Origin of the sequence: Pseudomonas gingeri (assembly GCF_013385635.1) — a bacterium.
In the GTDB taxonomy this organism is placed as follows: domain Bacteria; phylum Pseudomonadota; class Gammaproteobacteria; order Pseudomonadales; family Pseudomonadaceae; genus Aquipseudomonas; species Aquipseudomonas gingeri_A.
Genome location: NZ_JACAPR010000010.1, coordinates 1 through 19,343 on the forward strand (window position 1 = coordinate 1; position 19,343 = coordinate 19,343).

A 19,343-nucleotide genomic window follows, 5' to 3' on the forward strand; every position below is an offset into this window, starting at 1 on the left:
CGGGCGCCCGTCACGGTCCAGCGGCAGCAACTGTGTACCACCAGTGCCTTTGCCGCCGTAGAGCTTCTGGGAAAAGGTGCCGAGCAGATCGAGACCGAAGCCGACCGTACCCTGGGTAAAACCGGATTTCGCATCGAGGATGAAGTTCTGGGTCCATTCCTCGGCCCGACCCTGGGCGTTCGCCGGGTTGGTGAAGTTGCGATTGAAGTAGGCGTTGCGCAGGTTCAGGTTGGCGCTGGCGTCATCGACGAAACCGGCGGCGGTGGTCAGGGAGGGTAGCGTGAGAGTGAGGCTTGCGATGCCGAACAGCAGCACGGATCGAGAGGGACGATTCATCATGAATAGGCAGCTCCAGGTGTTTTTATTGTTATTAGTGTCATACGTTGTCGTACAACATTGATCGGATTATCGACAGCAAAAAAGCGCGTTGTCAACGCTTTGGTCGGCTCGGGGTCTGCTGGAGTCCGGCGGAAAATCGGCTCTGGCGATGAGAGGAGGGCGTGAAGGCTCGATCTAGAGCTATCGGACGCTGGACGGGAGGAAGGTGATTTTTTTGATGTTGTGTGATGACGTTGGCACGTCGGGTAAACAGGGAGCCCGCCGGGCTCCCGTCTATTCTCAGAAGTGGTATTTGACCAGCAGGCTCGCGGTGTCCTGGTTGGTCTTGAAGGCGCCGGTGTCTTCGATACCGTACTTGTTCTTCCAGTAGTCGTACTCGATACCGACGTACAACTGCTTCTCGCTCCAGTGCAGGGCCTTGCCCAGGTCGTACTTGATCTGCGGGTTGAAGTGCAGGTTGGCGTGGTAGGTGCCGCGCGCGGTCTTGTCGTTATCGACCACCCAGTCCATGAAACCGTCGATCAGCACATTGGAGTCGCCCACGGGGATGGTGTAGGACCACACCGGAGTGATCTGCCAGACGTTGTCGCCGGGGCGGTTGCCTTCGGTCTGACGCTGATAGAAGTTCAGCTGGAAATAGTCGAAGCCGGGGATCGCCAGATCGAAACCCGGACCGACCAGGTAGGACTCGTTGTCGCCTTCGCCGAACTCATAGGTCAGGGCCAGCAGGACGTCCTTGATCGGGCCGAACTCGAGCTTCCGGTCGAGGATCTTGCCGAACGACAGGCGTGGGCTGAACTCGCCGTAGTAGGTGCTAGGGCCGACGTTGCCGTCTTCCTTGCCGTTGTAGAAGATCCGGTCGACGAACAGGAAGTTGTCGCCGTACCTCCAGGCATCGGCATGTTCGAAGGTCACGGTCTGCTGGATCTGCGGATTGACCGTGAAGTTCTTGCCCCACAGGTAAGTCAGGCTGTTGTTTTGCCACTGCAGCAGGTCATCGGCCATGGCCTGTCCCGCGCCCAGCAGTGTTCCCGCGAGCATCAGGCTCGTGCAAGTAGATTTCATCTGGTTGCTCCCAAAGTGAAATGATTCGACGGTGTTGTCGTTTTGGCGCTCTGGTGTGGCGCCTTTTTTTCATTGCGGTAAAACGATCCAATCGGTCAGCGTCATTGCTGTTGGCAAGTGCTGCGCCAAGGCCGGAAAAACCCCAAAGCACACCCGTCCTGCTGTTCGGGAACAGTTGGGCTGGGGGTGTTTCAGGGGGCCTCGAAGCCGCCAGTAACCGGGGGTAGGTTGGCTAAATGGTCAGCTCTTGAATCCGGTCTTGTTCAGACCGCAAGCGAGCGGGCGCGCAGGATACAGAGGCGCGTCCACTGTCTCAAGTGCTCCGCGGGGAGCTGGTCGGCAACGATGGCGCAGGCTGCCGGGCTATTCCTCCGAGATCACTCAGTGCTGGTGTACATGTCCGCTGAGGGTGGCCCGTTCGGCACCGCCGAGCACGTTGAACAGCAGGTTCAGGGACACCGCGCTGAGGGTCGCCATGGCAATCCCGCTGTGGGTGATGGGGCCCATCCACAGCGGCAGGTGGGCGAAGAACTCCGGGCGGACCACGGGGATCAGGCCCATGCCGATGCTCACCGCCACCAGCAACTGGTTGCGACGGTCGGAGATGTCGGCTTCCTGGAGGATCTTGATCCCGGTCGCGGCGACCATGCCGAACATGGCGATGGCCGCGCCGCCGAGTACCGCCGGTGGGATCGAGGCGACCAGGAACGCCGCCTTGGGCAGCAGGCTGAGGATGATCAGGAAACCGCCGGCGACCATGGTCACCGAACGGCAGCGCACGCCAGTCATCTGCACCAGGCCGATGTTCTGGGCGAACGAGGAGTGGGTGAAGGTGTTGAAGAAACCGGCCAGGAACGACGCGCCGGCATCACACAACAGGCCACGACGGAGCATGCGGGGGGTGACTTCCTGGCCGGTGATCTTGCCCAGTGCGAGGAACATGCCGGTGGACTCGACAAAGATGATCACCACTACCAGGCACATCGAAAGGATCGGGGCAAGGTGGAATTGCGGCATGCCGAAATGCAGCGGCGTGACCACCTTCACCCAGGGGGCCTGGGCCAGGCCGCCGAGGTCGACCATGCCGATGGCGCCGGATAGCACATAACCCAGCGCCATACCGATCAGCACCGAGATATTCACCCAGAAACCGCGCATGAAGCGGTTGATCAGCAGGATGGTCGCCAGCACCAGGGCGGCGACGCTGAGGTAGATCGGCGAGCCGAACTGCGCTGCGGCACTGCCACCGCCGGCCCAGTTCACCGCGACCGGAAACAACGAGAGCCCGATGGCGGTGATCACGGTGCCGGTGACCAGAGGGGGGAAGAACCGCACGACCTTGGACATGAAGGGCGCGATGAGCATGCCGAAGAAACCGGCGGCGATGGTGGCGCCGAAGATCCCGGTCATGCCGATACCGGGCATGCCGGCCATGGCCACCATGCTGCCGACGGCGGCGAAGCTGGCCCCCATCATCACCGGCATGCGGATGCCCAGGGGACCGATGCCGAAGGATTGCACCACGGTGGCGATACCGGCCACCAGCAGGTCGGCGTTGATCAGAAAGGCGATTTCTTCACGACTCAGGCCTGCGGCCTGTCCGATGATCAGCGGTACCGCGACGGCTCCGCCATACATCAGCAGAACGTGTTGCAGACCCACGAGGATCAGTTGCAACAGGGGCAGACGTTGAATAGTGGGTGCGGCGGGGATGCGCGGTTCGGATAACTCGGACATGCAACACCTCGGATCTTTTTATTCTTGTGGTTTTAGCGCTGTGTGGTTGCGGACAGCGTTTTTGAATCGGTTACATCCTTGTGGCGAACGGACCCCTTGTGGCGAGTGGGCTTGCCCACGCTGGGTTGCGAAGCAACCCTGAAACCGATAACTGCGGTGCTCCTGTCAGAACGCAATGACTGGTTTTGCGACTGCTGTGCAGTCGAGCGTGGGCAAGCCCACTCGCCACAAATAAAGCTCGTCACCCGCAGCTCAGTTGGTACGTGCTCCCTGGTTGATCCAGGCGCCGATCAGGTCTCGTTCCTGCTGGGTCATCTGGGTGATATTGCCCAGGGGCATGATCTGGCTCGCGACGGCCTGGGCCTGGATCCGCGGGGCCAGTTGCTGGATCTGTTGCGGGGTGTCGAACATCACGCCAGCCGGGGCGGTACTGAACAACGGGCTGGTGGGCTTGGCCGAATGACACACCGCGCAACGTTCTTGGATCACGCTGTGGACCTTGTCGAAGCCGATATCACCGGCCGTGCCGCTTGCCGCATGCTCCTGTGCCGGCGTCGGTGCTGGCGCAGCAGGTGTCGCCGGAGCGCTCGGTTCAGCCGCTGGCGCCGGCTTGAGCCCACCACCGAGGGCGGTTTCCGGTAGCGGCTGGTATTCGATCTGCGCCGGTGCCTTGGCCACTTCCGGTGCGCTCGGGCTCGACGCGGGACCGGTGACATAGGCCAGGCAGATCATGCCCAGCGCGGCGACCGGCAAGGTCCAGGCGAACCTGTGGCTGTCGTGGCGGGTGTTGAAATAGTGCCGAACCAGCACGGCCAGCACCGCGATCCCGGCCAGGATCAACCAGTTGTACTGGCTGCCATAGGTGCTCGGGAAATGGTTGCTGATCATGATGAACAGCACCGGCAGGGTGAAGTAGTTGTTGTGCCGTGAACGCAGCAGGCCCTTGGCCGGCAGCGCCGGATCCGGCGTGCGGTTCTCGGCGATCGCCGCCACCAGGGCGCGCTGGGCCGGCATGATGATGCGGAAGACGTTGCCGACCATGATGGTGCCGATGATCGCGCCGACGTGCAGGTACGCCCCGCGTCCGCTGAACACCTTGCTGAAACCGTACGCCGCGGCGATCAGCAGGACAAACAGGATAAAGCCGAGCAGGGCCGGGCGCTTGCCCAAAGCCGAGTCGCAGAGGAAGTCGTAGACGAACCAGCCGGCGATCAGCGCGCCGATGCCGATGGCGACGCCTTCGGGACCGCTCAGGCCGCTGCCGGGGGCCACGAGGTAGAGCACGGGGTTGGAGTAGAACACCACGCAGAGCAGCGCGATCCCCGACATCCAGGTGAAGTAGGCTTCCCATTTGAACCAGTGCAGGTTGTCCGGCATGGTCGGTGGGGCCAGCTTGTATTTTTCCAGGTGGTAGATACCGCCGCCGTGGATGGCCCAGAGGTCGCCGGCCAGGCCCTCCCTGGGGTTGGCCCGGTTGAGGTTGTTCTCCAGCCAGACGAAATAGAACGACGCACCGATCCAGGCGACGCCGGTGATCATGTGAACCCAGCGCACGCTCAGGTTCAGCCATTCCAACAGATGTGCTTCCACAGTCGTTACCTCTCGCCTGTCACTCTTTTTCGGGAGTGATCAGACCTTCTCTTATTGGTGGGGGGCGAGGATCAGGTATTCGTCCTCTTTGAAGAAATGCTCATCGCAGTTATTGCCGTTGCCACTGCGATCAACCACCAGGAAGTCATCCCGCTTTTCGATCGTCAGCACCGGGTGGTGCCAGACGCCGCGATGGTAATTGATGCCCTGCCTGCCATTGCTGACGAAGGCGCGGACCAGACCTGATACAGGTGCATCGCCAAGGGGCGCGACCACGATCAGAAAGGGGTTGCCGAGCAGCGGAATGAAAGCCTGGCTGCCCAGCGGATGGCGTTCGAGCATGCGCACGGTCAGCGGCATGTCCAGCGCGTCGGCGCGGAAAATGCTGATGATCGCCTTGTCGTCGGGCGTTGCGGTTTCTACCGTGGCCAGACGATGGAAGCGCTGGGTCGAACCGTTGTTGATCATGAAGTGATCGCTGCCGTCGGTTTCGATCACGTCACCGAAAGGGGCGAAGGCTTCTTTGCTCAGGGGTTCGATCATCAGTGTGCGCATGGCTGTCTTCTTATCCGGATGCTGTGTTGTTTGTTCTATCGTCATCGCTGGCAAGCCAGCTCCCACATCTGCAACGCGTTCTCCTGTGGGAGTGGGCTTGCCCGCGAAGCTTTGAAGCGGACGCGGAGCGTCCAGTGATTCATTCCCGCGCGGAGCGTGGGAACGATCAGTACGGGGTCGGTTCAGCGCTTATTTGGCGACCTTGCCCAAGACCCGCAGGCGACTCACGCCACCATCCGGGAACACATTCAGACGGATATGGGTGATCGGTCCCAGGGCCTTGATCTGCTCGGCGAAAGTGTGTTCGGCGTGCATTTCCAGTTTCTGGCTTGGCAGCAGCTCGCGCCAGAACAGGCTCTGGGTCTCGATCTGGCTGTCGGTGCCACCCTTGACGAAGGCCGCCTGGATCGAGCAACTGTCGGGGTAGTTGCCCTTGAAGTGCAGGGTGTCGACGATGATCTTCTCGATCTCGCCCGGATGACCCAGGGCGACGATCACCCAGTCATTGCCCGGGGTACGACGACGGGCGGTTTCCCAGCCGTCGCCCATGTTGATGCCGCGGCCCGGGTTGAGGATGTTGCTCATGCGCCCGAAGTGTTCGTCGGAGCAGGCCAGGGCACGCCCGCCGTTGAGGGCGGCGGCGAGGTCGACCTGTTCGTTGTCGCCCACGGCCGACCAGTCGCGGTACGGGATGCCGTAGACGCGCAGACGGGCTACGCCGCCATCCGGATAGATATTGAAACGCAAGTGGCTGAAGGCCTGGTCGTTGCCGATTTCATGGTAGTGATGGCTGTTGCCTTGCAGCTCGACAGCGGACAGCACTTCGACCCACTGGGTGTTTTCGTCCGGCTCGCCTGCGGCAAGGAAGCAGGCTTCCAGCGAGGCCGACGGCGGGTAGTTGCCGGTGAAGAATGAGGTGTCGATGTCCACGCCCTTGATCGCGCCGGGCACGCCCAGGCGGATCACCGCGCTGTCGTAGCCTTCGAAGCGCTTGCGGCGCGATTCCCAGCCGTCCATCCACTTGCCGTTGTCATCGAACACACCTTCCTTCCAGACAGCCGGGGTCGGCTGGAACAGGCGGTTGGCGTCGGCGAACCAGTCGTCGGTGACGGAAATGATTTTGGTACCCAGGCGGGCGTCGGCCAGGTTGACGAATTTCTCGAAAGGTACGGCGTAAGCTTTCATTCTTCTTGTCTGCCTTTGAATAAGTGGCTGGGGATGCTCGCAGGGCCCTGGGCACCTGCGGTGCTCGGGCCAAGGTCGCTATAGGGTCAGTAGTCGGAACAGGGCGATCTTGTTGATCTCCGCCAGGGCGCACTTGAACTCGGTGTCCACCGGGTTGTGGATGCGCGTTTCGAACGCTTTGATGATCTGATGCCGGTTGCTGCCTTTTACCGCCATGATGAAGGGAAACTTGAACTTGGCCTTGTAGGCCTCGTTCAGCTCGGTGAAGCGCTGGAACTCTTCGGCCGTGCATTGGTGGATACCGGCGCCCGCCTGTTCATGGGTGCTGGCTTCGGTAAGCTGGCCCTGGACGGCGGCTTTGCCTGCCAGGTCCGGGTGGGCGTTGATCAGTGCCAGCTGGCTGGCGTGATCGGCGCTCAACAGGATGTCGCTCATGCGCTGGTGCAGGGTTTCGATCTGGTCGATACCGCTGTCCTGGCCGAGCTCAAAGGCCTTTTCGGCGACCCATGGCGAATGTTCGTAGATATCGGCGAAGGCCTCGACAAAGGCCGCGCGGCCCAGGGTCGAGGGCTTGAGAGTCTGGAAAGCGCTCATTGCGCCGGCTCCTGGCAGGGCTGCTTGTAGGGCTGCTTGTCGGGATGAGCGGCGTGCCAGTGACGGGCGATATCGACCCTCCGCGTGAACCAGACCTGGTCGAAGCCCTTCACGTATTCGATGAAGCGCTGCAGCGAGGCTAGGCGCGCCGGGCGGCCGATCAGCCGGCAGTGCAGGCCGATGGAAAGCATTTTCGGCGCCTCGGCACCTTCGGCGTAGAGCACGTCGAAGGCGTCCTTGAGGTACTGGTAGAAATCGTCGCCCTGGTTGAAACCCTGCACCTGGGTGAAGCGCATGTCGTTGGTGTCGAGAGTGTACGGGATCACCAGGTGCGGCTTGCCGGTCGGGTTGTTCGGTTGCCAGTAGGGCAGGTCATCGTCGTAGGTGTCCGAGTCATAGAGGAAACCGCCTTCTTCCATCACCAGCCTGCGGGTGTTCGGCCCGGTACGGCCGGTGTACCAGCCCAGCGGCCGCTCGCCACTGACTTCGGTGAGGATGCGGATGGCTTCGAGCATATGCTCGCGTTCCTGCGCCTCGTCCATGTACTGGTAGTCGATCCAGCGGTAGCCGTGGCTGCAGATCTCGTGGCCGGCCTCGACCATGGCGCGGATGACGTCCGGATGACGCTGGGCGGCCATGGCCACGGCAAAGATCGTCAGCGGGATGTCGAAAGTCTTGAACAGTTTGAGAATCCGCCAGACGCCGGCACGGCTGCCATACTCGTAGAGCGACTCCATGCTCATGTTGCGTTCGCCTTGCAGTGGTTGCGCCGCGACCATCTCCGAGAGGAAGGATTCGGATTCCTTGTCGCCATGCAGGATGTTGCGCTCGCCACCTTCTTCGTAATTGAGCACGAAAGACAAGGCGATGCGGGCGTTGCCCGGCCAATGGGGGTGAGGAGGGTTACTGCCGTAACCGATCAGGTCGCGTGGATAGTCAGCGCTCACTGCAGTCTTCCTTCTTGTTCGTGGTGACGGTTGCGTGGCGTCCCGTCAAGGCGGGTGGCGTCACAGCGATGGAGAGATTGTATACAACTTTATAGTCACCTTGTAAGCCCGTTTTTTTCCATTTCTGCCAGAAAAAGCCCGTTGGATTCACTGCAAGAAACCTGCCTAGTCGGTCAGCTAATGGATGAAAGGTCTTCTGTTCACGGGCCTTCTGTCGAGATTAGCAGTGTTGGGGAAGTACCGCGGATAACGCCAAATTTATTGTGTACAATTTTAGTTAAAAATGTCTTAATCATTTCATCGTCGTACATCCTGGTGCTTTTCCGCACCGTACGGCATCTCCTTTATCCACTGACTCCGGGAGGCGCGAGGCCCGGTCTGCCAGCAGGGCAGGCGGGCACGCAGAAGCAATGGGACGTTTGACTACGCATGTTTTGGATGCCGCACATGGCTGCCCCGGCAGTTCGATCAAGGTCGAGCTGTATCGGGTCGAGGGCGCACGGCTGGAACGGGTCGCCAGCACCCTGACCAACAGCGACGGACGCTGCGATGCACCGCTGCTGCAGGGGGACGATTACCGTTCCGGGGTCTATCAGTTGCAGTTTCATGCCGGTGACTACTATCGGGCCCGTGGCGTGACGCTGCCGGAGCCGGCCTTTCTCGACGTGGTGGTGCTGCGCTTCGGCATCAGCGCCGAGCAGGAGCACTATCACGTCCCCTTGTTGATATCGCCCTACAGTTATTCGACCTACCGAGGAAGTTAGATCCCCCAAAGCGCTGCACAAAACTTCTTTGGTCTCCTTGCCCGCTCACACTGCGGGCTTTTTTATGTCTTGCCGAATGATCGTATCCCTGCGCCGCGTGGCAACGACCGATCAATGTTCTCCGGGGGCTGTGTCGCCAGTCCCGGCCCTTTCGCGGGCAAGCCCGCTCCCATAAGTGTGGCGCCAGGCACCTGTTCTGTGTGCATCGCGAACCTGTGGGAGCGGGCTTGCCCGCGAAGAGTCCGGTATCGTCTGCATCAATCTAACGGCTCAACAACGACGCCGCTCCCGCCCCGCTGAACAACCCGGCACTGATCCGGTTGAACCAGCTCTGTCCCCTGCCGCTGCGCAGATAACGCGCCGCGCCGTGGGCGCCAAGGCCGTAGGTCAGCTTGCAGAGCAGGTCGAGAACGGTCCAGGTGACGATCATCACCAGCAACTGGCCGAGAAACGGTTCATCCGCCTTGAGAAACTGCGGCAGGAATGCGGCAAAGAACAGGATGTCCTTGGGGTTGCTCGCACCCAGCACAAAAGCGCGCCCGAACAGGGCACGAAAGCGCGGTACTGGCGCGGTTTCGGGCACACTCGCCGCCTGGGCCGGCTGGCGCGACTGCTGCCAGCTCTGCCAGGCGAGGTAGAACAGGTACAGCGCGCCGATGATCTTCAGCGCGCTGAACAACTGTTCCGAGGCCAGCAACAAGGCACCGAGGCCCAGGGCCGAAGCACTCAACAGGCAGATCGAGGCGCTGACGCCGCCGAGAAAGGCCGGGTACGAACGACGCAATCCATAGTTCAGACTGTTGCTGATCATCAGCAGCGACAGCGGCCCTGGGATAAGGATTACCACCAGGGCGGCGGCGCTGAACAACAACCAGGTTTCCAGACTCATCAGGTTTCTCCCTCATGTACAAAAGCCCCGCCGAAGCAGGGCTGGCTACTATCGCCCGGGTCTTCCTAGAGGAAGATGAACTTGGCGATAAAAATGGCGCACAACACCCACAGGCTGATGGAAATATCCTTGAACTTTCCGGTTCCGGCCTTCAGCGCGACATAGGTGATAAACCCCAGGGCGATTCCGTCGGCGACCGAAAAAGTCAGTGGCATCATGATCGCGGTGACGATCGCCGGAATGCTGTCCGTCGCGTCGTCCCACTCGATATGCGCCATGCCACTCATCATCAGCATCGCTACGTAAATCAGTGCGCCCGCGGTCGCGTAGGCAGGGATCATGCCAGCCAGCGGGGCAAAGAACATGGCCGCCACAAACAGTATGCCTACAGTAACAGCGGTCAGACCAGTCCGACCACCCGCGGCGACACCGGCAGCACTTTCCACGTAGCTGGTGACGGGTGGAACACCGACTACCGCACCGAATACGCTGGAGACGCTGTCAGCCTTCATCGCCCGGGACAGGTTCTCGATACGACCGTCGGTGTTGACCAGGCCGGCACGCTGCGCGACCCCCATCAGGGTGCCGGCGGTATCGAACATATGGACGAAGAGAAAGGCCAGCACCACGCTGATCATGCTGACGTTGAACACGCCCGCCAGGTCCATGGCCATCCAGGTCGGGGCCAGGCTCGGCGGGGTGGAGAAGATGCCGTGGTACTCCACCAGGCCCAGGCCCCAGCCGGCGAGCGTCACGGTGATGATGCTGATCAGGATGGCGCCGAATACGCGGTGGTAGCTGAGGATCGCGATCATCAGGAAACAGATGGCGGCCAGCAGCGGGCCGGGCTCATGCAGGGCACCGAGCCTGATCAGTGTGGCGGGGCTGGCGACGACGATCCCGGCGGTTTTCAGGCCGATGACCCCGAGGAACAGGCCGACGCCGGCGCCCATCGCGTGGCGCAGGCTGACCGGAATGCTGTTGAGCAGCCATTCGCGGATCTTCGACAGTGTCAGCACCATGAACAGCACGCCTGAGATAAACACCGCGCCGAGGGCGGTCTCCCAGTGGTAACCCATGGTGCCGACCACGGTATAGGTGAAGAAGGCATTGAGCCCCATGCCCGGGGCCAGGCCTACCGGCCAGTTGGCGTAGAGCCCCATCAGCAGGCAGCCGAGGGCGGCGGCGATGCAGGTGGCGACAAAGGCCGCGCCGTGGTCGATGCCGGCGTCGGCCATGATGTTGGGGTTGACGAAGATGATGTAGGCCATGGTGATGAAGGTGGTCACACCGGCGATCAGCTCGGTTTTCACCGTGGTGCCATGGAGCCTGAGTTTGAACAGGCGTTCGAGCAGGCCAGTGCTCGTAGGCGGCGAGAGATCCAGCGTGGGGGCTTCGGATTTGCGGCTTTCCACAGCGAGTACTCCTCAAGAGTTTTATTGTTATTTCCAGAGCCGGACACGTGATCGTGGGCAGCGGCTCTTTGAGGCGGTACGGGTTTTGTTGACCGATAGGTCAAGAACTCGCACGAGGCGAATTATGCTTTTGTATACAAAGAAAGCAAATAATGTTTTTTAATTTGTGTTCGATACTTCGCGCGGACGTGCTGTTGTGACGAGCGGGCTTGCCCGCGCTGGGGTGCGAAGCGCCCCTGAAATCAGCGACTTCAATGGGTCAGGCAACGCAGTTGATCGTTCCCACGCTCTGCGTGGGAATGCCTCACTGGACGCTCTGCGTCCGCTGTTGTGGCGCGGAGCGTCACGGGCTGCATTCCCACGCGGGAGCGTGGGAACGATCGAGGTGGGTGCGTCCAAGGAAAGAGGGTGGGGCGGGCTTCAAGCCGAGCGGCTGTCACCCAGTGCCCGGTTGACCGCCAGCCAGCCATCCACGGCGGCTTCGCCGGCCTGGGCAAAGGCTTTCTGCAACAGCTTGACCTGCTCGCGGCGCAACGATTCTTCCAGGCTGATCCCATCGGCGGTCAGGCACAGCAGACGCTTGCGCTTGTCCGTGGGTGACGCGACGCTTTGCACCAGGTCCATTTCGGTCAACTGGCGCAGCGGCATGTTCAGCGCCTGCTTGCTCACCCCCAGTTGACCCAGCAGTTCCTTGACGCTGAGGTCCGGGTAGCGAGCGATGAAAAACACGATCCGTTGGTGCACCCGACTCAAACCACGGCGTTCGAGCATTTCGTCGGCTTTGGCGGTGAATGCCTGGTAGCCGAAGAAAAACGCTTCCATGGCATCTTGCTGGGTATTGGAATTTTTAAGGTCAAGCATATTGACGTATTGGCTCGCGGCGTCGTAATTTCGGTCAAGTAGTTTGACGTATTTGTCTCCCGCTTTGCTACTGGTGACTCTTCATGGCCTTCTCCGAACGTGTTACGCGCCTCAAAAGCTCCCTGATCCGGGAAATCCTCGCCGCCGCCCAGCGCCCTGAAGTGATGTCGTTCGCCGGCGGGCTTCCGGCCGAGGCGATGCTGCCGACGCTGGAGTGGGATGCAATGCCGCTGAGCATGGGGCAGTACGGCATGAGCGAGGGCGAGCCGGCCTTGCGTGAAGCGCTGGCGGTCGAGGCACGTGCGCTGGGGATCGACTGCCAGGCCAGCCAGGTACTGGTGGTCAGCGGTTCCCAGCAGACCCTCGACCTGGCGGCGAAGCTGCATATCGACAAGGGCACCGAGATCTTCCTGGAAGCGCCAACCTATCTGGCGGCCTTGCAGATTTTCCAGCTGTTCGGTGCCGACTGCCTGACCATCCCCCAGGAACAGGACGGGCCGGACCTGCTGCAATTGCGTGCCCGCCTGGAAAAACACCGTCCGGCGTTCATCTACCTGATCCCGACGTTCCAGAACCCGTCCGCGGTTTGCTACAGCGAGGCCAAGCGTGCCGGTGTCGCGGCGTTGCTGGACGAGTTCGGCGTGACCCTGATCGAAGACGAGCCCTATCGCGAACTCAGCTACGATGGCGTCAATGCCGTACCGATTGCCGGTCGCCTGCAACGGGCGAGCTGGATCTACACCGGCACCGTGTCCAAGACCCTGGCCCCGGGTCTGCGTATCGGCTACCTGATCGCCAGTCCGGACCTGTTCCCGCACCTGCTCAAACTCAAGCAGTCGGCGGACCTGCACAGCAATCGCGTCGGGCAATGGCAGGCGCTGCAATGGATCGGCACGGAAAAGTATCGGCGGCACCTGCTGGCGTTGCGCGACTTCTACCGGATCCGACGGGACGCCTTTGCCCTGGCCCTGGAAAAACACTTCGCCGATCTCGCCGATTGGCAGGTGCCCCAGGGCGGATTGTTCTTCTGGCTGACCCTCAAGCAGCCTTTGGACACCCGCACCTTGCTCGATGCGGCGCTGGCCCGGGATGTCGCCTTTATGCCCGGCGAACCTTTTTTTGCCGAACCGGAGCGTAATCCGGGTAATCTTCGTCTCAATTTCAGTCATATCGCGCCGGAGCGCCTGGACGAAGGTCTCAGGCGTCTGGCCGCTGTCGTACGTCACGCACAGGCCGCACAAGTGGCTTAAGGGGAGGGCCATGTACAAGGTTTATGGCGATTACCAGTCAGGCAATTGCTACAAGATCAAACTGATGCTGCACCTGCTGGGGCAGGAGTATCGCTGGCACCCGGTGGACATCCTCAAGGGTGACACCGAGACGCCGGAATTCCTGGCGATGAATCCCAATGGCAAGGTGCCGGTACTGGAGCTGGAAGACGGCACCTGCCTGTGGGAGTCCAATGCGATTCTCAACTTCCTCGCCGATGGCAGTGAATTCCTGCCGACGGAGCCGCGCCTGCGTACCCAGGTACTGCAATGGCAGTTTTTCGAGCAATACAGTCATGAACCCTATATCGCGGTGGCGCGCTTTATCGAGTTCTACCTGGGTTTGCCGGAGGAGCGTCGGGAGGAATATCTCAAGTTGCAGAAGCGTGGGCACAAGGCATTGAAGGTGATGGAGAAGCAACTGCAGCACACCCCGTACCTGGTGGGTGAGCACTACTCGATCGCCGATATTGCCCTGTATGCCTATACCCATGTCGCCCATCAGGGCGGCTTCGACCTGAGTCTCTATCCGGGTATCCAGGCCTGGTTGCAACGGGTGGCCAGTCATCCGAAGCATGTCGGCATGCTGGATTGACGATCTGGCGTATGGCGCACGTTTTTTTTGGGAGCCGGCTTGCCGGCGATAGCGGCCGATCAGATGATGCAAGACTGACTGGCCCATCGCCGGCAAGCCGGCTCCTACAGGACGTGCGCTCTCTGTTTATTCACCGAACAAGGAATACCGTATGAAGTATCCAGTCGTAGCGGTTTTGACTTTCGGCTTGTTGAGCCTGGCTGTCGGCGCGCAGGCGGCCGATGATTGCGATGCCAACCAGGCGTCGATGAATGAGTGTGCGGGCAAGGCATTCAAGAAGGCCGACGACGACCTGAACAAGTACTACAAGACCCAGATGGACTACCTGAAGACCCAGGCTTCCAGGGATGCGCTCAAGGATGCCCAGCGCAAGTGGCTGGCGTTCCGCGATGCCGACTGCCTGTACCAGACCGGCAAGCCGGAAGACGGCGGTTCGATGTGGCCGATGGTCAACCTGCAGTGCAAGGCCGAACTGACCAAGCAGCGCGCGGCGCAGTTGAAGGCCTACACCGAATGCCGGAGCGAATACGACCAGTGTCCGAATTGACCGGCGCGGTCGTCAGGCTGCGGCAAAGCGCTTGTCCAGGTAGTCGATGATGACCTTGGATTCATACATCCAGGTGGTCTGGCCGTTCTCTTCGATACGCAGGCACGGCACCTTGATCTTGCCGCCTTGTTCGAGCAGGGTCTGGCGATCCTGTTCGTTGTTCTTCGCGTCACGCAGCGCCACCGGCACGTTCAGGCGGCGCAGGGTACGGCGGGTCTTCACGCAGAACGGGCAGGCGTGGAACTGATACAGCGTCAGGTCCCGGGCGGCGGCATCGACCTTGGCCTGGTCGGCGGCGGAGCGCTGCTGCTTGCGTGGGCGGGTGAGGAAGTCGATGAAGATGATGAGCTGGCCGAGGCCGACTCGAAGTGCTTTGACGAACACGGTATAGCCTCGTGGGTGGATGAAAAAGATTACGGGTCAGGCCGCGCCCGGAGAGGAGCACTGTCTGTGGGAGCGGGCTTGCCCGCGAAGCTTCTAGCGGCCTCAGGGACCTCTTCGCGGCCAAGCCCGCACACACAAAGCACCGATCTCACGCAGCAGTGTTACTTGATCAGCGCCAGGAACTCGCTGCGGGTCGCGGCATTTTCGCGGAACTCACCGAGCATCACCGAGGTGATCATCGACGAGTTCTGCTTTTCCACACCGCGCATCATCATGCACATGTGCTTGGCTTCGATCACCACGGCCACGCCCAGGGCACCGGTCACCTGCTGGACGGCATCGGCGATCTGGCGGCTGAGGTTTTCCTGGATCTGCAGGCGCCGGGCATACATGTCGACGATCCGCGCGACCTTCGACAGGCCCAGTACCTTGCCACTCGGGATATAAGCGACATGGGCCTTGCCGATGAACGGCAGCAGGTGGTGTTCGCACAGCGAGTAGAGCTCGATGTCCTTGACCAGCACCATTTCGCTGTTGTCGGAACTGAACAAGGCACCGTTGGTGACTTCTTCCAGGGTCTGTTCGTAACCGCGGCAAAGGTACTGCATGGCTTTGGCGGCGCGCTTGGGCGTGTCCAGCAGGCCCTCGCGGGAGACGTCCTCGCCGAGTTGGCCGAGAATCGCCGTATAGTTTTGTTCCAGGGACATGAAGCTACCTGTGGGAGTCTGCGCAAAGGAGCAAGGATACGGCGGCTGGCAGCCGCCTGCAAATTCGATGACAGTCCGGTTACTCGTCGCGACCTTCCATCATGGTGCGCTTGAGCATCACATACACCGCGCCCGCACCGCCGTGCCTGGGCTGGCAGGAAGTGAAACCGAGCACCTGGGCATGCTGGCGCAGCCAGGTGTTGACGTGGCTCTTGATCATCGGGCGCTTGCCGTCCAGGCGCACGGCCTTGCCATGGGTGACGCGCACGCAACGGATTTCGAATTTTGTCGCTTCGGCAAGAAATGCCCAGAGGGTTTCCCGGGCTTTTTCCACGCTCATGCCGTGCAGGTCGAGGCTGCCTTCGAAAGGAATCTGCGCGGCCTTGAGCTTGCGCATCTGGCTTTCCTGCACGCCGTCGCGGGACCAGTGCAGGTCGTCTTCGGGGCCGACATCGATGACGAACTGATCGGACAGGCCATCCACCGTGGTGGATTCGCTGCGCACCGTCGCCGCCTGGCGTAGCTTGGCCAGTTGCGCGCGGTCGGACTTGGGTTTGCCGGTATCGGCACGATCGTGCTTGATCGGCTTTACACCGCGGATTTCGCTTTTGAACAGGGAAAAATCGTCGTCTTGCATGTCAGTCTCCGCAGGAACCGCCAGTTTACCCAAGTCACAGGGCTCAAGTCACAGGCAGATTCCCGGGGGCGCTTATCAGTCGTGCTCTGTCAGTCGTGCTTTTTCATCAGGTGCGGCGCCATGTTCAGCGCCTGGTTGCGGCGTGTCCGGCGACGGCTGCGACGCCAGAGCCAGACGCCGCAGTACAGCACCAGCAGGCCCACCACCAGGATCACCGCCGAACCGGTCGTGGTGGCGTTCAGGTCAGCCATCGCCGGTGCGTGTCCCAACAGGCTGGCGGCACCGGCCATGGCCAGCAGCACCCCGAAGGTTGCCAGGAGCGCCGCGAAACCGGCGCCCAAACGCGAACGCCAGGTGCTCTGGCCCTTGGGGCGCAGTCGGCGAGCGTCAAAACCATCGGATATCTTCATTCCGATTTCCTCTATGAGTATCGGCCCTTCGACCGGGAGATGATCGGCTTGTTCCTGACGCGGTTGGGAAATCGGCAAATGGTGGGTGGTTCGGCACCTGTAACAGATGGGCGGTCGCAAGGACGACCCATCCTGTGCGGGTTCAGATCAGGTCTTTGGTCAGGGCCAGGGTGGCGAAGTTGTCGGCCATGATCGCCATTTCAGTGCGCTGGACCTGCTCGGCACTGATGATCTCGCCCTTATAGGGCAGGTCGCGGGTGGCGCAGGCATCTTCCACCAGGGTGCAGCGAAAGCCCAGGTTCTTGGCGGCGCGCACGGTGGTGCTGACGCTGGAGTGGCTCATGAAACCGCAGACGATCAGGTCCAGCGAGCCAAGCTCCTGCAGGTGTTTCTCCAGGCCGGTGCCGTGGAAGGCGCTCGGCAGCAGCTTGCCGATCAGGGTTTCGTCGCCCTGGGGTTCGAGGCCGGGAATGAATTCGCCGCGTTCTCCCTGCGGGTCGAACAACCCGCCGACCGTGCCCAGGTGACGGATATGCACGATCGGCCGGCCGGCCGCGCGGGCGGCAGCGACCAACTGCTTGATGTTGTCGACGGCCGCCTGCATGCCGGACAGCGCGAGCGGGCCGCTGAGGTATTCTTTCTGGGCATCGATGATCAACAGGCTGGCATGGTTCAGATTGGCTGCTGCATAACCACGGCCGCTGAGTTGAAACATCGTCTTTGGAACGGACATTCTGGGGCTCCTTTGAGTGGGGCTTTTGCCGCATTGTCCTCCGGCTGAGCGCGTATGTGAATCGCTACCCGCGCAGGCGGCGTGGTTCCTGGCCTGTAGCCATGTCAAGGGGTGTTTGCCGGAGGTCGAAAAGGCCCTCCATGATGTCTTTTTGCCTTGTTTCCACCCGATGTCCGTTTGGCTGTTAGAATCGCCCGTCGTTTTTTCAGGAGTCTACCCGTGATCACTTCCCGCCTGCGCACCCTGCGCGACCACATCCGTTGGGCTGTCAGCCGTTTTCATGGCGCGGATCTGTTTTTCGGTCATGGCACCGACAACGCCTGGGACGAAGCTCGTCAACTGGTGCTGGGTGCGCTGCACCTGCCCTGGGAAATCGCCGACAGCTACCTCGACTGCCGCCTGGAGGACGACGAGCTGACGCATCTGCAGCATCTGCTCAAGCGTCGCATCGAGGATCGGGTGCCGACCGCCTATCTGTTGGGCGAGGCCTGGTTCTGCGGGATGTCGTTCATTGTCGACGAACGCGTGCTGATCCCGCGCTCGCCGATCGGCGAATTGATCGAAAGCCGCTTTGCACCCTGGCTGGGCGCGGAGCCTGCGCGAATACTCGACCTGTGTACCGGCTCGGGCTGTATCGGCATTGCCTGCGCCTACGAGTTCCAGCAGGCGGAAGTGGTGTTGGCCGACCTGTCCTTCGAAGCGCTGGAAGTGGCGAACCAGAATATCGAGCGCCATGGCGTCGATGAGCGGGTGTTCACGGTCCAGGGCGATGGTTTCGACGGCCTGCCGGGGCAGCGCTTCGACCTGATCGTGTCCAACCCGCCCTATGTCGATGCCGAGGATTTCGCCGACATGCCGGACGAATACCAGCATGAGCCGGAACTGGGCCTGGCCTGCGGTGAAGATGGTCTGAACCTGGTACGACGGATGCTCGCCGAAGCGGCCGATCACCTGACCGAGAAAGGTTTGCTGATCGTCGAGGTGGGCAACAGCCAGGTCCACGTCGAGGCCCTGTACCCGGAAGTGGACTTTGCCTGGCTGGACTTCGAGCGCGGTGGGCACGGGGTGTTCATGCTGACGGCGCCACAGTGCCGTGAACACCAGGCGCTGTTCGCCTCGCGGGTCTGATCGCGGAGCGCTTTGTGGGAGCCGGCTTGCTGGCGATAGCGGTGCTTCAGGCGCCGCTGATCTCATTGAATGGCCGCCTACGGCGGATCGCCGGCAAGCCGGCTCCCACGGGTTCGCTGGAAAACTTGTCTAGCGGTGCGTGGCGATCCAGATCAACAGCCCGGCCTGGAACATTGCAAAGGCCACCAGGCAGGTGATGGTGAAGCGCAGCCCGCTGTCTTCGCGCTTGAACTTGCTGACCCGTTCTTCCTGCTGGCGCAGCTTCACTTCCTGCTCCATCAGGTTCTGCTCGGCGTTCTGCAGCATCTGCGCGGCTTCGAGAATTTCCACGAATTGCAGCTTCTCGGTATTCCACTGTGCCAGCAGTTCGCCGACCTGCAGGTCCTTGTAGCTACCCTTGAGGTGTTGGGGATCGGCGTAGACCACGTCGAAACCCTGCACCCGCAGGAAGTGATCGCGGCGCAGGCGGGTGTCTTCGTTCAGCGCGTCCTTGTTCTGCAAGGCCGCGCCGTCGACCCGGTAGTGCGACCATTTCTTCTGCGCCCAGATCGCGGCCTGGGCCACCAGGAAGCGGCCGATGCCGCGGTTCCACGGCTCCACCTGCAAGCCGCTCTCGGGCCCGAAGTGCACGCGCTTGGTGGTGTGGTCGACCCACATGTCCAGCTGGTTCTGTTCCTTGCGTACCCGTTGCGCCGGCAACTGGATACTCATGCGCAGCAGGCTGCGCTCCTTGTTGTTGCGCTCGGCATAGCCGAACTGGACAAACCGCAGCGGCCGTCCGCCGGTGGCGCGGTCAGTGGTCAGCGGCGCCAGACGCAACATCTTGAAGTGCTCGGGCTGCACATCCGCCCACGGCAGATCCACCGGCGCGGGTTCGGCGGCTGCGGCGTTGCTTTCGGGTGACGCTTGGGTATCAGTCATTCGGCGAGATCCTGTCCGTGTCCAGCTTGCCGGCAACAATATCGATACCGGCAATGGCCTTATCGGCCGTTT

General features: G+C 61.4%; 22 protein-coding genes. 5 read left to right on the forward strand and 17 right to left on the reverse strand.

The genetic code is table 11. From position 1 onward, the window contains the following. From HX851_RS10365 to puuE, 8 genes are all read right to left on the reverse strand, one after another. Positions 1–339, reverse strand: a 339-nt coding sequence (locus tag HX851_RS10365; protein ID WP_177065303.1) for an OprD family outer membrane porin, incomplete at its 3' end; no start/stop codon positions are given. 279 nt (positions 340–618) lie between these two features. Beyond that, positions 619–1,404, reverse strand: a complete 786-nt coding sequence (locus HX851_RS10370; protein WP_177056634.1) for an outer membrane protein OmpK — start codon at positions 1,402–1,404, stop codon at positions 619–621. A gap of 381 nt (positions 1,405–1,785) precedes the next feature. Then, complete coding sequence (locus tag HX851_RS10375) at positions 1,786–3,141, reverse strand: nucleobase:cation symporter-2 family protein (RefSeq protein WP_177065305.1); 1,356 nt, start codon at positions 3,139–3,141, stop codon at positions 1,786–1,788. Positions 3,142–3,393: 252 nt separating this feature from the next. Further along, positions 3,394–4,731: a urate hydroxylase PuuD gene (locus HX851_RS10380; RefSeq protein WP_177056632.1), complete on the reverse strand. Its 1,338-nt coding sequence runs from the start codon at positions 4,729–4,731 to the stop codon at positions 3,394–3,396. Between the two features lie 51 nt (positions 4,732–4,782). Continuing rightward, complete coding sequence (locus HX851_RS10385) at positions 4,783–5,286, reverse strand: ureidoglycolate lyase (RefSeq protein WP_177056631.1); 504 nt, start codon at positions 5,284–5,286, stop codon at positions 4,783–4,785. A gap of 189 nt (positions 5,287–5,475) precedes the next feature. Beyond that, the gene (alc, locus tag HX851_RS10390; RefSeq protein ID WP_177056630.1) at positions 5,476–6,471 is read right to left on the reverse strand and encodes an allantoicase; all 996 of its coding nucleotides are present in this window, start codon (positions 6,469–6,471) and stop codon (positions 5,476–5,478) included. A 78-nt stretch (positions 6,472–6,549) separates the two neighbouring features. After that, a complete protein-coding gene (gene uraD, locus HX851_RS10395; RefSeq protein ID WP_177056629.1) occupies positions 6,550–7,065 on the reverse strand; it encodes a 2-oxo-4-hydroxy-4-carboxy-5-ureidoimidazoline decarboxylase in 516 nt (171 codons plus the stop codon). Next, positions 7,062–8,012, reverse strand: a complete 951-nt coding sequence (gene puuE, locus HX851_RS10400; protein WP_177056628.1) for an allantoinase PuuE — start codon at positions 8,010–8,012, stop codon at positions 7,062–7,064. The genes uraD and puuE overlap by 4 nt, the downstream gene beginning before the upstream one ends. A 410-nt stretch (positions 8,013–8,422) precedes the next feature. On the opposite strand from puuE, the gene uraH reads away from it, so the two are divergent. After that, positions 8,423–8,776 (forward strand): hydroxyisourate hydrolase, encoded by a 354-nt coding sequence (uraH, locus tag HX851_RS10405; protein WP_042937186.1) that lies wholly within the window; start codon positions 8,423–8,425, stop codon positions 8,774–8,776. 262 nt (positions 8,777–9,038) lie between these two features. On the opposite strand, the gene HX851_RS10410 is transcribed toward uraH, so the two are convergent. The 3 genes from HX851_RS10410 to HX851_RS10420 form a co-directional block, all read right to left on the reverse strand. After that, a complete protein-coding gene (locus HX851_RS10410) occupies positions 9,039–9,665 on the reverse strand; it encodes a LysE family translocator (RefSeq protein ID WP_177056627.1) in 627 nt (208 codons plus the stop codon). A 65-nt stretch (positions 9,666–9,730) separates the two neighbouring features. Next, positions 9,731–11,080, reverse strand: coding sequence for an NCS2 family permease (locus HX851_RS10415; protein WP_177065307.1), 1,350 nt, complete (start codon positions 11,078–11,080; stop codon positions 9,731–9,733). A 420-nt stretch (positions 11,081–11,500) separates the two neighbouring features. Beyond that, positions 11,501–11,941 carry a MarR family winged helix-turn-helix transcriptional regulator gene (locus HX851_RS10420; RefSeq protein ID WP_177056625.1) on the reverse strand — a complete coding sequence of 147 codons (441 nt, stop codon included), beginning with the start codon at positions 11,939–11,941 and terminating at the stop codon, positions 11,501–11,503. Positions 11,942–12,024: 83 nt separating this feature from the next. On the opposite strand from HX851_RS10420, the gene HX851_RS10425 reads away from it, so the two are divergent. The 3 genes from HX851_RS10425 (at position 12,025) to HX851_RS10435 (ending at position 14,351) form a co-directional block, all read left to right on the forward strand. Then, entirely contained in the window at positions 12,025–13,191 is a 1,167-nt protein-coding gene (locus HX851_RS10425) for an aminotransferase-like domain-containing protein (RefSeq protein ID WP_177065309.1), read from the forward strand. Between the two features lie 10 nt (positions 13,192–13,201). Beyond that, positions 13,202–13,804, forward strand: a complete 603-nt coding sequence (locus tag HX851_RS10430; protein ID WP_017129712.1) for a glutathione S-transferase family protein — start codon at positions 13,202–13,204, stop codon at positions 13,802–13,804. A 151-nt stretch (positions 13,805–13,955) separates the two neighbouring features. Continuing rightward, positions 13,956–14,351, forward strand: a complete 396-nt coding sequence (locus tag HX851_RS10435) for a lysozyme inhibitor LprI family protein (protein WP_177056623.1) — start codon at positions 13,956–13,958, stop codon at positions 14,349–14,351. Between the two features lie 12 nt (positions 14,352–14,363). Here the strand turns inward: HX851_RS10435 and HX851_RS10440 are convergent, their stop codons facing one another. The 5 genes from HX851_RS10440 to HX851_RS10460 form a co-directional block, all read right to left on the reverse strand. Further along, a complete protein-coding gene (locus tag HX851_RS10440; protein ID WP_177056622.1) occupies positions 14,364–14,735 on the reverse strand; it encodes a glutathione S-transferase N-terminal domain-containing protein in 372 nt (123 codons plus the stop codon). Positions 14,736–14,896: 161 nt separating this feature from the next. Next, positions 14,897–15,442, reverse strand: a complete 546-nt coding sequence (gene folE / locus HX851_RS10445) for a GTP cyclohydrolase I FolE (protein WP_017129709.1) — start codon at positions 15,440–15,442, stop codon at positions 14,897–14,899. A gap of 79 nt (positions 15,443–15,521) precedes the next feature. Beyond that, positions 15,522–16,079 carry a Smr/MutS family protein gene (locus tag HX851_RS10450; RefSeq protein WP_177056621.1) on the reverse strand — a complete coding sequence of 186 codons (558 nt, stop codon included), beginning with the start codon at positions 16,077–16,079 and terminating at the stop codon, positions 15,522–15,524. 89 nt (positions 16,080–16,168) lie between these two features. Beyond that, on the reverse strand, positions 16,169–16,489 hold the full coding sequence (locus tag HX851_RS10455) for a hypothetical protein (RefSeq protein ID WP_177065311.1): 321 nt from the start codon (positions 16,487–16,489) through the stop codon (positions 16,169–16,171). 142 nt (positions 16,490–16,631) lie between these two features. Continuing rightward, entirely contained in the window at positions 16,632–17,222 is a 591-nt protein-coding gene (locus HX851_RS10460; RefSeq protein WP_177056619.1) for a cysteine hydrolase family protein, read from the reverse strand. 219 nt (positions 17,223–17,441) lie between these two features. Between HX851_RS10460 and prmB the strand changes: the two genes are divergently transcribed. Next, positions 17,442–18,350, forward strand: a complete 909-nt coding sequence (prmB, locus tag HX851_RS10465; RefSeq protein ID WP_177065313.1) for a 50S ribosomal protein L3 N(5)-glutamine methyltransferase — start codon at positions 17,442–17,444, stop codon at positions 18,348–18,350. A gap of 129 nt (positions 18,351–18,479) precedes the next feature. Here prmB and HX851_RS10470 read toward each other — a convergent pair whose 3' ends face one another. Beyond that, complete coding sequence (locus tag HX851_RS10470) at positions 18,480–19,271, reverse strand: hypothetical protein (protein WP_177056617.1); 792 nt, start codon at positions 19,269–19,271, stop codon at positions 18,480–18,482. Between the last annotated feature and the right edge of the window lie 72 nt (positions 19,272–19,343).

Excerpts from the sequence above, each read along its gene's own strand:
- HX851_RS10420 (WP_177056625.1), bottom strand. The coding sequence starts at position 11,941 with ATGCTTGACCTTAAAAATTCCAATACCCAGCAAGATGCCATGGAAGCG.
- HX851_RS10435 (WP_177056623.1), top strand. The coding sequence starts at position 13,956 with ATGAAGTATCCAGTCGTAGCGGTTTTGACTTTCGGCTTGTTGAGCCTG.
- HX851_RS10385 (WP_177056631.1), bottom strand. The coding sequence starts at position 5,286 with ATGCGCACACTGATGATCGAACCCCTGAGCAAAGAAGCCTTCGCCCCT.
- HX851_RS10430 (WP_017129712.1), top strand. The coding sequence starts at position 13,202 with ATGTACAAGGTTTATGGCGATTACCAGTCAGGCAATTGCTACAAGATC.
- uraD (WP_177056629.1), bottom strand. The coding sequence starts at position 7,065 with ATGAGCGCTTTCCAGACTCTCAAGCCCTCGACCCTGGGCCGCGCGGCC.
- HX851_RS10410 (WP_177056627.1), bottom strand. The coding sequence starts at position 9,665 with ATGAGTCTGGAAACCTGGTTGTTGTTCAGCGCCGCCGCCCTGGTGGTA.
- HX851_RS10425 (WP_177065309.1), top strand. The coding sequence starts at position 12,025 with ATGGCCTTCTCCGAACGTGTTACGCGCCTCAAAAGCTCCCTGATCCGG.
- HX851_RS10470 (WP_177056617.1), bottom strand. The coding sequence starts at position 19,271 with ATGACTGATACCCAAGCGTCACCCGAAAGCAACGCCGCAGCCGCCGAA.
- HX851_RS10375 (WP_177065305.1), bottom strand. The coding sequence starts at position 3,141 with ATGTCCGAGTTATCCGAACCGCGCATCCCCGCCGCACCCACTATTCAA.
- uraH (WP_042937186.1), top strand. The coding sequence starts at position 8,423 with ATGGGACGTTTGACTACGCATGTTTTGGATGCCGCACATGGCTGCCCC.
- folE (WP_017129709.1), bottom strand. The coding sequence starts at position 15,442 with ATGTCCCTGGAACAAAACTATACGGCGATTCTCGGCCAACTCGGCGAG.
- alc (WP_177056630.1), bottom strand. The coding sequence starts at position 6,471 with ATGAAAGCTTACGCCGTACCTTTCGAGAAATTCGTCAACCTGGCCGAC.
- HX851_RS10455 (WP_177065311.1), bottom strand. The coding sequence starts at position 16,489 with ATGAAGATATCCGATGGTTTTGACGCTCGCCGACTGCGCCCCAAGGGC.
- HX851_RS10460 (WP_177056619.1), bottom strand. The coding sequence starts at position 17,222 with ATGTCCGTTCCAAAGACGATGTTTCAACTCAGCGGCCGTGGTTATGCA.
- HX851_RS10450 (WP_177056621.1), bottom strand. The coding sequence starts at position 16,079 with ATGCAAGACGACGATTTTTCCCTGTTCAAAAGCGAAATCCGCGGTGTA.
- HX851_RS10370 (WP_177056634.1), bottom strand. The coding sequence starts at position 1,404 with ATGAAATCTACTTGCACGAGCCTGATGCTCGCGGGAACACTGCTGGGC.